At 75.3% G+C, this 14,957-nt stretch carries 14 protein-coding genes; 4 read left to right on the top strand and 10 right to left on the bottom strand.

What is annotated here, in order from left to right:
* Positions 1-34 precede the first annotated feature (34 nt).
* The 4 genes from E1O70_RS07735 (at position 35) to E1O70_RS07720 (ending at position 3,974) form a co-directional block, all read left to right on the top strand.
* Entirely contained in the window at positions 35-1,012 is a 978-nt protein-coding gene (locus tag E1O70_RS07735) for an alpha/beta hydrolase (protein WP_061267165.1), read from the top strand.
* A 68-nt stretch (positions 1,013-1,080) separates the two neighbouring features.
* Positions 1,081-1,758 carry a YczE/YyaS/YitT family protein gene (locus E1O70_RS07730; RefSeq protein ID WP_076403682.1) on the top strand — a complete coding sequence of 226 codons (678 nt, stop codon included), beginning with the start codon at positions 1,081-1,083 and terminating at the stop codon, positions 1,756-1,758.
* A gap of 33 nt (positions 1,759-1,791) precedes the next feature.
* Positions 1,792-3,396 (top strand): AlkA N-terminal domain-containing protein, encoded by a 1,605-nt coding sequence (locus tag E1O70_RS07725; RefSeq protein ID WP_061267167.1) that lies wholly within the window; start codon positions 1,792-1,794, stop codon positions 3,394-3,396.
* Entirely contained in the window at positions 3,393-3,974 is a 582-nt protein-coding gene (locus tag E1O70_RS07720) for a methylated-DNA--[protein]-cysteine S-methyltransferase (RefSeq protein WP_061267168.1), read from the top strand. The genes E1O70_RS07725 and E1O70_RS07720 overlap by 4 nt, the downstream gene beginning before the upstream one ends.
* 27 nt (positions 3,975-4,001) lie before the next feature.
* On the opposite strand, the gene E1O70_RS07715 is transcribed toward E1O70_RS07720, so the two are convergent.
* The 10 genes from E1O70_RS07715 to E1O70_RS07670 all read right to left on the bottom strand — a co-directional run bounded on the left by E1O70_RS07715 (position 4,002) and on the right by E1O70_RS07670 (position 14,906).
* Complete coding sequence (locus tag E1O70_RS07715) at positions 4,002-4,541, bottom strand: DoxX family protein (RefSeq protein WP_061267169.1); 540 nt, start codon at positions 4,539-4,541, stop codon at positions 4,002-4,004.
* A 135-nt stretch (positions 4,542-4,676) separates the two neighbouring features.
* Positions 4,677-5,633 (bottom strand): CAP domain-containing protein, encoded by a 957-nt coding sequence (locus E1O70_RS07710; RefSeq protein WP_205688627.1) that lies wholly within the window; start codon positions 5,631-5,633, stop codon positions 4,677-4,679.
* Positions 5,634-5,787: 154 nt separating this feature from the next.
* Entirely contained in the window at positions 5,788-6,780 is a 993-nt protein-coding gene (locus tag E1O70_RS07705) for a cation diffusion facilitator family transporter (protein WP_082774319.1), read from the bottom strand.
* Between the two features lie 58 nt (positions 6,781-6,838).
* Positions 6,839-7,342 (bottom strand): monovalent cation/H(+) antiporter subunit G, encoded by a 504-nt coding sequence (gene mnhG, locus E1O70_RS07700; RefSeq protein ID WP_082774320.1) that lies wholly within the window; start codon positions 7,340-7,342, stop codon positions 6,839-6,841.
* Positions 7,342-7,749: an MrpF/PhaF family protein gene (locus E1O70_RS07695; protein ID WP_061267170.1), complete on the bottom strand. Its 408-nt coding sequence runs from the start codon at positions 7,747-7,749 to the stop codon at positions 7,342-7,344. The genes mnhG and E1O70_RS07695 overlap by 1 nt, the downstream gene beginning before the upstream one ends.
* Entirely contained in the window at positions 7,746-8,345 is a 600-nt protein-coding gene (locus E1O70_RS07690; protein ID WP_061267171.1) for a Na+/H+ antiporter subunit E, read from the bottom strand. The genes E1O70_RS07695 and E1O70_RS07690 overlap by 4 nt, the downstream gene beginning before the upstream one ends.
* Positions 8,342-9,955 (bottom strand): Na+/H+ antiporter subunit D, encoded by a 1,614-nt coding sequence (locus E1O70_RS07685; RefSeq protein WP_061267172.1) that lies wholly within the window; start codon positions 9,953-9,955, stop codon positions 8,342-8,344. Before E1O70_RS07685 ends, E1O70_RS07690 begins: the two co-directional genes overlap by 4 nt.
* Positions 9,952-10,572, bottom strand: coding sequence for a Na(+)/H(+) antiporter subunit C (locus E1O70_RS07680; protein ID WP_128082744.1), 621 nt, complete (start codon positions 10,570-10,572; stop codon positions 9,952-9,954). Before E1O70_RS07680 ends, E1O70_RS07685 begins: the two co-directional genes overlap by 4 nt.
* Complete coding sequence (locus tag E1O70_RS07675) at positions 10,569-13,640, bottom strand: Na+/H+ antiporter subunit A (RefSeq protein WP_061267173.1); 3,072 nt, start codon at positions 13,638-13,640, stop codon at positions 10,569-10,571. Before E1O70_RS07675 ends, E1O70_RS07680 begins: the two co-directional genes overlap by 4 nt.
* Before the next feature lie 195 nt (positions 13,641-13,835).
* Positions 13,836-14,906, bottom strand: a complete 1,071-nt coding sequence (locus tag E1O70_RS07670) for a hypothetical protein (protein ID WP_043653002.1) — start codon at positions 14,904-14,906, stop codon at positions 13,836-13,838.
* Between the last annotated feature and the right edge of the window lie 51 nt (positions 14,907-14,957).

The following is a 14,957-nucleotide window of genomic DNA, read 5'->3' as shown; positions in this document are numbered from 1 at the left end:
GGCCGGCGGTGCCGGCGGCAGCGAGGAGGCGGCGGTGGACGAGGCGACGCGGACGGACGGGACCTGGCGGCCCGACGTGCTGGGCGGGGACTGGGTCGCGCGCGACCTCGACCTCCCGGACGGCGCGGTGGCGACCCTGGTGCGGCGCGACGCCGCGGCGCCCGCGGGCGACCGGCCCGCGGTGCTGTACGTGCACGGGTTCATCGACTACTTCTTCCAGACGCACGTCGCGGAGGCGGTCGAGGCGCGCGGGTACCGGTTCTACGCCGTCGACCTGCGCGGCTACGGGCGCTCGATCGGCCGCGGCTCGGGCGCGCCGTCGCGGCCCGACGACGACCCGAACTTCGTCACCGACCTCGCCGTCTACGCGCAGGACCTCGACGCGGCGGCGCGCGCGGTGCGCGCCGAGGGGCACGACCGGCTCGTGGTGCTCGGGCACTCGACCGGCGGTCTCCTCGCGAGCCTGTGGGCCGACGCGCGGCCCGGCCGGCTCGCGGCGCTCGTGCTCAACAGCCCGTGGTTCGACCTCAACAAGCCGTGGGTGTTCCGCGGCCCGGTGACGTGGGTGGTCGACGTCGTCGGGCGGGTCGCGCCGCGGCTCGTCGTGGGCGCGCTCGACCCGCACTGGGCGAAGGCGTTGCACGCGAGCACCGGCGGCGAGTGGGACTTCGACCTCGCGTGGAAGCCGATCGAGGGGTTCCCGGTGCGCGCCGGGTTCCTGCGGGCGGTGCGCCGGGGCCACGCCCGCGTCGCGCGCGGGCTGCACGTCGACTGCCCGGTGCTCGTGCTCGCGTCCGCGCGCAGCGGCCCGGCGTCGGGCTGGCACGACGCCCTGCTCACGACGGACAGCGTGCTCGACGTCGGGCACATCACGTCGCGCGCCGAGCGGCTGGGCGACGACGTCACCGTCGTCACGGTCGAGGGCGGCGCGCACGACCTGGCGCTCTCCCCCGAGCCCGCCCGGTCGGCGTACCTGCGCGAGGTCCTCGACTGGCTCGACGCGCGCGTCTGAGCCGCGACGGTCTGCTCACCCCGGTCTCCGCGGTCGCGCCCGCGGGGACGCGCCCCTAGCGTCGCCGTGTGACCACGCGCGCACCTCGGACCCGCCCTTCCCACGTCGTGCTGCGCGCGGCCTGGGCGCTCGTCGGTGTGGCGGTGCTCGGCCTGGGGTCGGCGGTGCTGCTGTCCGCACAGGTCGGCGTGGATCCGTTCACCGCCGCGAACATCGGTGCGAGCACGCTGCTCGGGATCGACCTCGGCGTCTACCAGCTCGCGGTCAACGCGGTGCTGCTCGTCCCCGTCGTGGTGTGGGGGCGGACCTACATCGGTGTCGGGACGATCATCAACATGGTCATGACGGGATTCTTCGTCCAGTGGTTCTCCGCGCTCCTCGCCCCGCTCGTCCCGGACCCTCCGAGCCACCTCGTCCAGACCGGGCTGTTCGTCGTGGGGATCGTCCTGTTCACCGCGGGCGCGTCCGCGTACATGACGGCGGGCGTGGGGACCGCGCCGTACGACGCTGTCGCACCGATCGTCGTCGACCGCACGCGCGCGCGGTACCGCGTCGTCCGAGTCGCGCAGGACCTCGGTTTCCTCGGTCTGGCCGTCGCGCTGGGCGGGCCGGTCGGTGTCGGGACGGTCATGACCGCGTTCTTCGCCGGTCCGCTCATCGACTTCTTCACCGAGCGGGTGAACAAGCCCCTGCTCCGCCGCGCTCTGCCCGACGACGACCACAGCGTCGTGTCCGAATCCCGCTAGCCAGGGCGTGGTCCGGCGAGTGAGGATCGAGTCATGACGACGACCCTCGCGACGCCCCCGGCGACCACGGACCCCGTGTTCGCCGAGCGCTACCGCGCCATCGCGTCGCGCGACCGCCGCTTCGACGGGCAGTTCATCACCGCCGTGAGCAGCACCGGCATCTACTGCCGGCCGTCGTGCCCGGCGCGCACCCCGAAGCCCGAGAACGTCACCTTCTACCTCACCTCGGCCGCCGCCCACGAGGCCGGCTACCGCGCGTGCAAGCGCTGCCTCCCGGAGGCGGTGCCGGGCACGCCGAGCTGGGACCTCGGGCACGACCTCTCCGCCCGGGCCATGCGGCTCGTCGCGGACGGCGTCGTGGACCGCGAGGGCGTCGACGGCCTCGCCGCCCGCCTCGGGTACTCGGCCCGGCACGTGCACCGCGTGCTCGTCGCGGAGCTCGGCGCCGGCCCGGTCGCGCTCGCCCGCGCGCTGCGCGCCCAGACGGCGCGGGCGCTGCTCACCGGGACCGACCTGCGGCTCGCCGACGTCGCGTTCGCCGCCGGCTTCGGGAGCGTGCGGCAGTTCAACGACACGATCACCGAGGTCTTCGACACGACGCCGGGTGAGCTGCGGCGTCGGGCCCGACCGGACCGGGCGCCGTCGACCGGCGACCCGCGCCGCCCGCCCGCCGCAGCTCCCGCCGGGTCCACCGCGGACGACGGCGGCGCCACCGCCGCGCTCGACCTCACCCTTCCCCTGCGCGAGCCGTTCGACGCGCGCGGCGTGTTCGCGTTCCTCGCGGCGCGCGCCGTCGACGGCGTCGAGGTCGTCGACCTCGACGGCCCGCTGCTCTCCTACGCGCGGACGCTCGCGCTGCCGCACGGGCCGGGCGCGTTCCGGGCCACCTACGGGCCGCCGCCCGGGAGCCGACGGCGCGCACCGCGCTTCCACGTAGAGCTCGAGCTGACGTCCGTGGCCGACCTCCCGGCCGCGATCGCGCGCGTCCGGCGGCTGTTCGACCTCGACGCCGACCCGGCCGCCGTGGACGCGGCCCTCGCGGCGGACCCCGCGCTCGCCGCCTCGGTGCGCGCGGTGCCGGGTATCCGCGTCCCGGGGGCGGTGGACCCCGCCGAGATCCTCGTGCGCGCGCTCGTCGGGCAGCAGATCTCGGTCGCGGCCGCGCGGACGCACCTGTCGCGGCTCGCCGTCGCGCTCGGGACGCCCTTCGCGTCGCGGTTCGGGCCGACGCGCCTGTTCCCGACGCCCGCGCAGCTCGCCGCCGGGGGCGCGGACCACCTGCGCGGTCCCGCCCGGCGCACGGCCGCGGTGCTCGGCGTCGCGCACGCCCTCGCCGACGGGTCGCTCGCCCTCTCCCCGGCCGACGACCCCGCGGCCCAGCGCGCGGCGCTCGAGGCGATGCCCGGCGTCGGGCCGTGGACCTCCGGGTACGTGGCGATGCGCGTGCTGCACGACCCCGACGTCCTGCTCGACGGCGACCTCGCGCTCCGCGTCGGCGCCGCCGCGCTCGGCCTGCCCGACGACCGCCGCGCGCTCGCCGCCCGCGCCGAGCTCTGGGCGCCGTGGCGCTCGTACGCCGCGATGCACCTCTGGCGCGCCTCCGCGCCCACCCCGACCCCTGCGAAGGAGACCCCGTGACCACCGCACCCGCCCCGACCACCACCACCGCGACGGCAGGCACGAGCCCGGCCGCCACCACGACGCTCACCACGCCCGACGGCCCGTTCACGGTCGTCGTCGACGCCGCCGGCGCGGTCCTCGCGTCCGGCTGGACGGACGAGCCCGCGGACCTCGTCGCGCTCGTGCACCCCGGCCTGCGCCCGGCGACGGTCTCCCCCGTGCCCGACGGCGACCCCGCCGTCGCGACCGCCGTCGCCGCCGTCCGGGCCTACTACGCGGGCGACGTGCGCGCGATCGACGCCGTGCCGGTGCGGCAGGCCTCGGGCGCCTACCGCGCGCACGCGTGGGACGTGCTGCGCACGGTCGAGCCCGGCGACCCGGTGACCTACACCCGGTACGCCGAGCTGTCGGGGCGGCCCGCCGCCGTGCGCGCCGCCGCGGGCGCCTGCGCGATGAACGCGGCGGCCCTGTTCGTGCCCTGCCACCGCGTCCTGCGCACGGACGGCAGCCTCGGCGGCTTCCGCTACGGACTGGACGTCAAGCGCAGCCTCCTCGACCGCGAGGCCCGGGCGACCGTCTCTGCACCGGCGCGCTGAGCCCGGCGCGGACGGACCGGCCCGGCATCACGCCGCCGGAGCGCGCGCCGGCTCCGCGAGCGTGAACCGGGCCCCGAGCGTCGCCGCCACCACCCCGGCGGCGGCGACGAGCACGACGTCCTTGAGCACGTACTGACCCATGAGGGTCATGCCGTCGCCGAACAGGTCGCCCGGGAAGAGCGCGACCGGGGAGAGGACGCCGGCCAGCGTGATGGCGAGCACGACGAGCCCGGCCCGCAGCGCACGACCGGTGAGGAGCGCGAGCCCGACCGCCGTCTCGACGACCGCCGTGAGGACCACGGCGGCGGTGCCGTCGACGAGGCCGAAGGTCAGCGCCTCGACCGTGCGGCGCACGATCTGCTCCGCCGGGCTCGCGCCCGGGAAGAACTTGAGCACCCCGAAGACGAGGAAGACGAGGCCGAGGGCGACCCGCAGGGCCGGCACGGACCAGGCGGCGAGGCGCTCGCAGAGCCCCTCGCGGAGCCGCCGGGCCGCGGCGCGCCGCGGCCCCTCCGCAGCGGGGGCGAGGGTGGACGGGGTCGGTGCGGCGGGTCCGGTGGGGGCCATTCTGAACTCCTCGTCGAGCAGTAGCGTTCCACTTTCCGGCGATAAGATAGCGGACCTGCGATATTCACCGCGCGTGGGGCTGCTCCCGCGAGACGCGGGACGGGCGGTGCGCCCGCCGCCGAGAGGGGCCGGGGCTCAGCCCCAGCCGAAGACCTGCGTCCACGCCCCGTTCGCGTGCCCGACGCCGATCTCCCGCAGGCCGCAGTTGAGGATGTTCGCGCGGTGGCCCGGCGAGTCCATCCACCCGCGCACCACGTCCTGGGCGGTCCGGTAGCCCTTCGCCACGTTCTCGGCGCCCGGGTTCGGGTAGCCCTGCGCGTGCGCCCGGTCCCACGGCGAGCGGCCGTCGAGGCTCGTGTGGTCCATGTACCCCTGCGCGTCCATGTCCTCGCTGTGGAGCTGCGCCGCGGCGGTGAGCCGGTCGTCGACGGCGAGCGGCTCGCACCCGGCGGCGGCCCGCTCCGCGTTCGTCAGCTCGACGACCGCCGCGCCCTCCGCCGTGAGCGCCCCGGGACCGGCTCCGCCCGGCGCCGCCGCCCCGGCGGCCGAGGCGGTCCCGGCAGCCGGCGCGGCGCCGTCGGCCGTTCCGCTGCCGGGCGTCGGGCCCGACGCGGTCGCGCCGTCCGGGCCGGCCGGGTCCGCCACGCCCTCGGCGGGCGGCACGTCCTCCGGCGTGGGCGTCGGCACCGGCTCGGCGGGAGGCTCCTCGGTCGCCGCGGGCGCGGGCGCAGTCTCCGCGGGCGGCGCGTCGTCGGCCCCGGGCGCACCGGGCGCCGTCGGGGCGTCCGCGGGTTGGTCGTCCCGCGCGTCGGCCAGGGTGCGCGACGCGCGGTCGTCGCGCGGGTCGCGCCCCGCGAGCCACTCCTGCGGCGCGCTCCCCTGCCACGGGAGCGCCGCGACGACGGGGCCGAGCGGGCCCACGTGCTCGGGCCGGATCTCGCCCGTCACCGTCGCGGCCGTGAGGCCGAGCGGAGGGCCGAGGAGCAGGGCGGCGGCGACGCCCGACGTCACCGCGACGCGCGGACCGGACCGCAGGTGCCGGGCGAACGGGCCGCCGCGCCGGCGTGCGGGCGCGGCGGAAGACGCGGGCACAGGAGACGACTCGGAAAACGGTGCGGGCGCCGCCCCCGCCGAACGGTGCCGGGGCGTGCGCTGCGAGACCATCGCTCGACCCTACCCATCAGGAACATGGATGTGTACCGCTTCGTCCGTTCTGCGCCCGTTCGACGGGGGGTCGGCCGCCAGGTCAGACGATCGACGGCTCCTCCGGGGCGGAGACCGTGAACACCGCGCCCGCGATGAGCGGCACGGACGTCACCCGGCGCTCGAGCTCGTCGAGCCGGCGGGCGACGGACGTCTCGGACTCGTCGCCGCGCAGGTCCACGCTCGCCACGAGGTACAGCGCGCGCGGCCCGACGTACTCGAGCCGCAGGTACGTGACGCGCTCGACCTCCGGCAGGTCGCGGATGCCCGCGAGCACCGCGGCGCGCGTCGCCGGCATCGCCGCCTCCCCCACGAGGAACCGCCGGTTGCGGTCGATGAGCACGACGGACACCACAGCGAGGACGAGGCCGACGACGATCGACCCGACGGCGTCGGGCACGGGCGACCCGGTGAGCTGGTGGGCCAGGACGCCCCCGAACGCGACCACGAGGCCGATCAGCGCGGCGGCGTCCTCCGCGAACACCGCGCGCAGCGTCGGGTCCGACGTGACGAGCACGTGGTGCAAGGTGTCGCGGTCCGCCGCCCGCGCCTCGGCCCGCGCCTGCCGCCGGGCGCGCAGGAACGACACCCCCTCGAGCACGAACGCCAGGGCGAGGACCGCGTAGGCGACCACGAAGTCGTCCGCCGGCTGCGGGTGCACCAGCTCCTGGATGCCGTGCGTGATCGACACCCCCGCGCCGACCGCGAACAGCCCGATCGCCGCGAACATCGACCACACGTACGCCTCGCGGCCGAACCCGAGGGGGTGCTCGGTGTCCGCCGGGCGGCGCGAGCGCCGGTCGGCGACGAGGAGGAAGATCTCGTTGCCCGTGTCCGCCCACGAGTGGACGGCCTCCGCGAGCATCGACGCCGAGCCGGTCACCGTCGCGGCGACCGTCTTCGCGCCCGCGATGAGCGCGTTCGCGAGGAACGCGACGATCACCGTGACGGTGCTGTCGCCGCCACCCTCCGGTCGCGCGACGCGCGGGTTGCGCGACTCCGGCTGCGGCGGGGCGGGCGTGGTGGCGTCGGGCATGCTGCCGGTCTACCAGCCGCGTGCGGGACCCGCGCGCGGGACCGGGCGCGCGGCGGTGTCAGCGCGACGAGCCCTCCGCGTCGGCAGGGCGTCCCGCGCCGTCGGGCCCGGGGTCGCCCGTGTCGGCGAGCTCGACGCCGCCGGTGGCGCCCGGCTCGCCATGCGGGTCGGCGTCGTCGTGCTCGCCCGTGTCCTCGCGCTCGGCCGCCTCCTGGTCGCGCGTGAGCTCGTCGACGACGAGCAGGTCCGTGCGCACCTTGCCCGTGCGGTAGCCCGCACGGCCGACCATGTGCGCCGCGACGGGCGACGTGAGGAGCTGGAACACGACGACGAGGAACAGCGTCGCGACGGCTCCCCACGAGCGCAGCCGCAGGCTCAGGCCCGCGAGCACGAGGATCAGCCCGAGCACCTGGGGCTTGGTCGCCGCGTGCATGCGCGCCAGCAGGTCGGGGAACCGCACGACGCCCACGCCCGCGGCGAACGCGAGGAACGCGCCGCACAGGAGGAAGACCGCGGACACGACGTCGGCGATCGTGTCCCACAGGCCGGTGGTCGGGTCCATCAGCGCACCTCCCCGTCGGGCGCGCCGCCGTGGTGCTCGGCGTCGACCGCCGAGTCCCGGTCGGACTCCTCCGCCTCGCGGCGGGCGGCGTCCTCGGCGGCGATCTCCTCGGCCGTGCGGATGCGACCCTCGTCCTCGGGCTCGACCGACGCGAACCGCGCGATCGTCACCGAGCCCACGAACCCGACGAGCGAGAGCACGACGAGGATCGGGATCGTGTCCGTGCGCCGGGAGAACGCGGCCTCGAGCGCGATCGCCCCGACGAGCGTCGTCGTGAAGACGTCGAGCGCGATCGTCCGGTCGAGCATCGACGGCCCGCGCTCGGCGCGCGCGACGGCGAGGCTGGCCCCCGCGGCGAGCAGCACGGCGCTCACCACGACGATCACGAGGTAGACGGTGTCGCTCATGCCTCGGCCACCTCTCGCGCGGACGGGACGTCGTACAGGCCGGCGGCCCGCAGCTCGTCGTTCGACGCGAACGCGTGCAGCACGCGCGCCTCGAGCGCGAGCGTGTCCTCGCGGACCTTCTCCACGCCGCCCGCGGTCTCGACGTCGAGCACGTGCAGGTAGAGCATCCCGGTGAGGCGGTGCGCCTCGACGACGATCGAGCCGGGCACGAGCGACGACAGCTCGGCCGTGATGGTCAGGTAGATGTCGGACGGGTTCCGCAGCCGCACGCCCACGACGGCTCCGCGCGGCGTGTGCCGCGGGTTCAGCGCGAGGAGGCTCACCTGGAACGACGCGACGACGAGGTCGGAGACGAAGCGTGCCACAAGCACGAGGAACGGCCACGGCCGGAACTTCCCGCGCGCCGCGATCGACGGCAGCGGGAAGAACGTGATGACGGCGAACCCGATGAGGACGCCCGCGAGCACGTTGCCCACGGACAGGTCGCCCCAGAGCATGACCCAGACGATCGTCAGCCACAGGACGGTGCGCCACTGCGTGGTGACGCGGGCGAACCAGCCGGAGGCGAGCGCGCGGCGGCGGCGGTGCAGGCTCATCCGTCCGCACCCCCGTCCGTGCCCGCCGGTTCGGTGCCGGCAGGTTCCGTGCCGTCGCTCTCGCCCGTCGCGACCTCGTTCGACTCGCCCTGGCCCCGGTCGGAGTCGCCGGGGAACACGGCGTCGACGTACGTGTGGCCGTCGAGCAGCGTCGCGGCGGCGCGCTCGGTGTACGAGTAGAGCGGGCCCGCGACCACGGTGAGCGCGAGGCCGAACGCGACGAGCGCCGTCGCCGGGCCCACCATGCCGCGCGGCAGGCGCGCGTCCGCGGGGATCTCGACGGGCGCCGTCTGCCAGAAGGCCTTGTTCCACGCCTTGACGATCGCGTACAGCGTGAGCAGCGACGTCACGACGGACCCCACGACGAGCGCCCACGTGAGCGGCGTGCCCTGCGCGACGCCCTCCTCGAGGAGGCCGACCTTGCCGAGGAAGCCCGACAGCGGCGGGATGCCCGCGAGGTTCATCGCCGGGATGAAGAACAGGATGGCCAGCCCGGGCGCGAGCTTGGCGAGCCCGCCGAGCCGGTCGAGCGACGTCGACCCACCGCGGCGTTCCACGAGGCCGACGACGAGGAACAGCGTCGTCTGCACCGTGATGTGGTGCACCACGTAGAAGATCGCGGCCGCCATGCCCGGCTCGGACGCGAGCGCGATGCCGAAGATCATGTAGCCGATGTGGCTCACGAGCGTGAACGACAGCAGTCGCTTGATGTCGTTCTGCGCGACGGCGCCGAGGATGCCCACGACCATGGTCAGCAGCGCGAGCCACATGAGGACGTCGTCGACGACGCTGTCCTCGGGGAAGAGCAGCGTCTGCGTGCGGATGATCGCGTAGACGCCCACCTTGGTGAGCAGGCCCGCGAAGACCGCGGTGACGGGCGCGGGCGCCGTCGGGTAGGAGTCGGGCAGCCATGCGGACAGCGGGAAGATCGCCGCCTTGATGCCGAACGCGAGCAGCAGCAGGAGCTGGATCGCGAGCGCCGTCCCGGGGTCGATCTCCGCGTACCGCTCCGAGAGCTGGGCGAGGTTGACCGTGCCGGTTGCGGCGTAAGTGAGCGCGATCGCGACGAGGAAGACGATCGAGGAGAGCAGCGCCACGACCACGTAGATCGACCCGGCGCGGATGCGCTCGCCCGTGCCGCCGAGCGTGAGGAGCACGTAGCTCGCGGCGAGGAAGATCTCGAACCCGACGTAGAGGTTGAACAGGTCGCCCGAGAGGAACGCGTTGAACACGCCCGCCGCGAGCACCATGAACGTCGGGTGGTAGATGGCGACCGGCGCCTCCTCGTCGCCGTCCGCCACGCCCTGCGCGAGCGAGTACAGCAGGACGCACAGCATGACGAAGCTCGACACCACGAGCATGAGCGACGAGAGCCGGTCTGCGACGAGGTCGATCCCGACCGGCGCCGCCCAGCCGCCGACGTCGACGACGATCGGCCCCGAGTCGGCCGCGACCAGGAGGCCGACGGACGCCGCGAGGACGAGCGCGAGCGCGGCGACGGTGATGATGCGCTGGGCGCGCGGGTGGCGCCAGAGCGCGAGCGCGAGGCCGGCCGCGACGAGCGGCAGGACGACGGGGAGCGGGACGAGGGCCGCCGCGGTGAGGCTCATCGCGGCTCCTTCCCGTCGGTCCGTCGGTCGTCAGGTCGTGCGTCGTCGTCCCGGGCGTCGGAGCCGCCGGTGCGGCCGTCCGTGGCGTCCCCGGCGTCCTGCCCGGCCGGGCCCGACGGCGGTTCCTCGCCGTCCGTGACGCCGTCGCCGTCGCCGTCGGTCTCGTCGCGGACCTGGGCGGCCTCGTCGTCCAGGGTGGCGCCGCTCTCCTCCGTGTCCGCGTCCTCGAACGCGGGCGCGTTGCGCGCGGCGTGCCGCGCGACGCGGCGGTCCTCGAGGTCGTCCTGCACCTCGTCGTGGCCGTGGAGCTGCCACGAGCGGTAGGCCATCGCGAGCACGAACGCCGTGATGCCGAGCGTGATGACGATGGCCGTGAGGACCATCGCCTGGACGAGCGGGTCGCTCATGTCCTCCTCGGGCGTCGTGCCGATGAGCGGCGCGCCCCCGGCGCGCCCGCCGGCGACGAGGAAGAGCAGGTTGGCGCCGTTCCCCATGAGGATGAACCCGAGCAGGACGCGCGTCAGGCTCCGCTCGAGGAGCAGGTAGACGCCCGCGGCGAAGAGCACGCCGATCGCGAGGACGAGGACGACGCTGGGCGTCATGTCGATGACGTTCACCGGCGGCCACCTCCGATCGAGTCGGGCTCCATGGCCTCGAACGGCCCCGTGTCCTCGCCGGGCTCGCGGCCCGCCGCGGCGCGTTCCGCGTGCCGGTCGATCTCGGCGCCGAGCGTGCGCAGGATGTCGAGGACGAGACCCACGACGACGAGGAACACGCCGACGTCGAAGAACAGCGACGTCACGAGGTGGATCTCCCCGACGAGCGGGAGCGCGAGGTCGTAGGCCTCGCTGCCGAGCACGTTGCCGGTGAGCAGGAACGCGACGAGCCCCACGCCCGCGGACAGGAACAGCCCCGTCCCGAGGAGCAGACCCGGGTGGACGGGCGCGGCCTCGCCGAGCTCGTACCGCCCGCCCGCGAGGTAGCGCACGATGAGCGCGATGCCCACGACGAGCCCCGCCGCGAACCCGCCGCCCGGCGCGTTGTGGCCCGAGAACAGCAGGAAGAGCGCGAAGACGATCATGGCGTGGAACAGCACGCGCGTGACGACCTCGAAGATCACCGAGCGCCGTTGCGGCGCGAGGGTGCGGCCGGCGCTCAGCCACACGAGCATGCGCGGCTGGTCCTTCTCCGTGACCCCGCGGCGGCGCAGCGCGGCACCCGGGTCGTCGGTGTCGCTCCAGACGCCGGAGCCGGTGGCCGTGGTCGCGGGCCGGGCCCCCGACGCGCGCAGGATCTCGCCGCTGCGCGAGCGCAGGAACACGAGCGACGCGACGCCCGTCGCGGCGGCCAGGAGGACGGAGATCTCGCCCATCGTGTCCCACGCGCGGATGTCCACGAGGGTCACGTTGACGATGTTCTTGCCGTGCCCGAACTCGTAGGCCTCGGCCGGGAAGTCCACCGAGACGGGCGTCGCGACGCGCGCGAGCGGCGCGACGAGCGCGAAGCCCATCATGACCACGGCCACCGCGAGGCCGATGCCCAGGCGGACCCACCGGCTCGCCGCGAGCGGCCGGTTCGAGAAGTACGCGGGCAGGCGCCGCAGCACGAGCACCATGACGACGAGCGTGATCGTCTCGACGAGGACCTGCGTGAGCGCGAGGTCGGGCGCGCCGTGCAGGAGGAAGAGGACGGCGTTGCCGTACCCCGCGATCCCGACGAGGATCACGGCCTTGAGCCGGCGGCGCGAGCGCGCGGCGAGCACCGAGGCGATGCAGATCGCGGCGACGGCGACGAGCTGCGCGGGACGGTCCCAGGCCCGGAGCTGCTCGGGCCACGCGGTCTGCGCGACCATGACGACGCCCGGGCCGAGCACGAGGACCACGAGGATGGCGCCGAGGTAGAACGGGAGCGAACCACGCTGCGTGACGGCCGTGATGTCGGCGGCCAGGTCATCGAGCTTGCGCATGACCTTGCGGTACGTGACGTCGGCCTCGGGCCCCGTCCACAGCGACGCCTGGAACCGCTCGACGCGCGACCGCTGCCAGAACAGCACGACGCCGACCGCGAGCACGAGGACCGTCAGGGCGAGCGCGGGCGTGAAGCCGGCCCACAGGACGAGGTGCCCGGGCTCGCCGACGGGGTACGTGTCCGCGTACGGGGCGAGGAGGTCCTCGCCGAAGTGCGGCACGAGCGCCGTCGCGAGGCCGAGGACCGCGAGCACGACGGCCGGGCCCACGAGCAGGAACGGCTGGCGGTGGATACGCGCCGGGTCGATCGGCGGCTCCTCGGCCTCGACGACCGGGCGGCGCGCGGTGCCGGTACCGGCGCCGGCGCCCCACGCCTTCTCGTGCGCGTTGGCGCGCGCGGGCGACCGGCCGAGGTGCGGCTTGGACGCGAACGCGCCCCACCAGAAGCGCAGGCCGTACGCGACCGTGAACATCGAGCCGACGACGACCGACCACAGCACGACCGTGTCGACCCACACCGGCCCCTCGCCGTGCAGGAGCGACTCGAGCGCCGCCTCCTTCGCGACGTACCCGGCGAACGGCGGCAGCCCGATCATCGACGCGGTGGCGAGCCCGCCCGCGACCGCGGTCCACGGCAGGGCCTTGCCCACGCCCGTGAGGCGGCGCAGGTCGCGCGTGCCGGCCGCGGCGTCGACCACGCCGACGACGAGGAACAGCGAGGCCTTGAACATCGCGTGCGCGCCGATCATCGCGAGCCCGGCGAGCGCGGCCCCGCGCGTCCCGAGGCCCACGAGCAGGATGATGAGGCCGAGCTGGCTCACGGTGCCGAACGCGAGGACGAGCTTGAGGTCGTACTGCCGCAGCGCGCGGTAGCCGCCCACGAGCAGGGTGCCCGCGCCGAGCACGACGACGAGCGTGCGCCAGACCGTCGTGTCCGAGTAGGCGGGCGCGAAGCGCGCGACGAGGTAGACACCGGCCTTGACCATCGCGGCCGCGTGCAGATACGCGCTCACCGGCGTGGGCGCCGCCATCGCGGCGGGGAGCCAGAAGTGCAGCGGGATGAGCGCGGACTTGCTCGCCGCGCCCACGAGGAGGCAGACGATCGCGGCGGTCACGGCGCCGCCCGTCGGGGGGTCCGCGATGATCTCGGACATGCGGAACGTCCCGCCCTGGACACCGAGGATCACGACCCCCACGAGCATGGCGAGGCCGCCCGCGGTGGTGAGGATGATCGCCTGCATGGCGGCGCGACGGCTCGCCTTGCGGTCGGCGTAGTGGCCGATCAGCAGGTACGAGAAGACCGTCGTGAGCTCCCAGAACACGAACAGGAGCAGCATGTCGTCCGCGGTGACGAGCCCGACCATCGCCCCCGCGAACGCGGTGAGGACGCCGCCGAACCGCCGCAGGCCCTGCGCGGTGGGCGAGAAGTAGGCCGAGCAGTAGACGAGGACGAGGGCGCCCACGCCGCCGACGAGCAGCAGCATGAGCCACGACAGCGTGTCCATGCGGAAGGCGAGCTCGAGCCCCAGCCCGGGCACCCACTCGATGACCTGCGTCGGGTGCTCCCCCGACATCACGCGGTCGGTCCAGGCGAGCGCGTAGGCCGCCGCGGACGCCGGCGCGAGCGCCATGACGAGGAACGCCCGGCGGCCGAGGAACGAGACGAGTGCAGGCGCGCCCAGTGCCATCACGAGATGGGCAAGGAGCACGTAGAGCACGGGCCGCTCCGTCCGGGTCGGGGGCGGGTGGGCGAAGTTCTTGCTGGACTTGTCATCGCCGCGCCCGGGCGGGGAGAAGCCGCAGGGCACGACAGTTCACGGCGCCGACGAGGCCGGGCCGAGAACCATTTTACCGACTCCTCAGCCGTGCGGGGCGCCCGTAGCCCCGTCCGTGACCGATTCCTCAGTCGGCCGTCACAGATCCTCGGGGTCCACGAGGAACTCCGCCTCGTCCGCGATCTCCCCGCCGACCGCCTGGTGCAGCGTCCGCGTGACCTGCGTGACCACCTCCGCGGCGCGCTTGCGCGCGATCTGGTGGTCGAGCGACGGCTGCTCCCGCTGGGACTCCGCGAGGTCCTGCGGCTCCCAGCGCACGCGGTAGCTCACCGCGCCCCCCACGGTCCACGGCAGCCCGCGCAGCAGGAGGGGCAGCGCCTCCTCGCCGCCGACCTCGACCGCGACGAGCCCGTCCATGCCCAGGTCGACGAGGAGGCCGTACCCGTCGAGCACCGCACCGGCGGTCAGCGCCTTGATGTCGACGTCGTCCGCCGCGGCGTGCAGCGCGCGCCGCAGCTCGGGGTCCATCTTCTCGCCCGGGTAGAGCGGCAGCTCCGCGATGCCCTTCGGCGGCCCCTCGTACGGCTTGCCCTCCGTCGCGAGCCGCGTGCGGGGGTGGAGCCGGCCGACGAGCGCGAGCGCGGCGTGCGGGTCGAGCCACACGTCCGAGTACAGCGTCATGTCGACGGCGACGCCCGGGTCCGGCGTGAGGACGACGCCCGCCCCCGCCGGGTTGCCGACGTCGGTCCGGACCGACCCGCCGAGGCGGCGCGCCGCCGCGACGAGGAACGCGACCACGCGCTCCTCCTCCCGGACCGGCAGGCCGCCGGGGAACGCGCGCCCGACGCCGTCCCGGTCCCCGCCGCCCGGGTAGGGGACGTCCCCGCGCTCGCGGGGGCAGACGACGTCGAACACGAGCGCGGTGCCCGGCACGCCCGAGCCGGGGCCCGCGTACGGGCCGGTGAGCGTCGTGTGGCGCGACGTGCGCAGGACCCCCGGCTCGCCCGGCCGCGCGGTGCGCGCGGGCGGCACGAGGGGCTCGGTGCCCTCCGGCGCGACGTCCCAGCGCGCGCCCGCGAACCGCGAGAGCGCGAGCGTCTCGACCTCGTCCACGTGGACGTCGGCGGGCAGCCCCAGCACGTGCCGCGCCTGGTAGGACTGCGCGGCGCCGGGCCCGGCGGGGTGCGGCAGCGGCGGGAGCGGGCTCATGCGGTGCGGTCCTCCGGTCCTCGGGTCCTGCGGGGTCGAGCGGCGTCCGAC

This window comes from Cellulosimicrobium funkei (genome assembly GCF_004519295.1).
GTDB classification, from domain to species: Bacteria; Actinomycetota; Actinomycetes; order Actinomycetales; family Cellulomonadaceae; genus Cellulosimicrobium; species Cellulosimicrobium funkei.
This window is presented reverse-complemented; position numbering and strand designations above follow the sequence as displayed.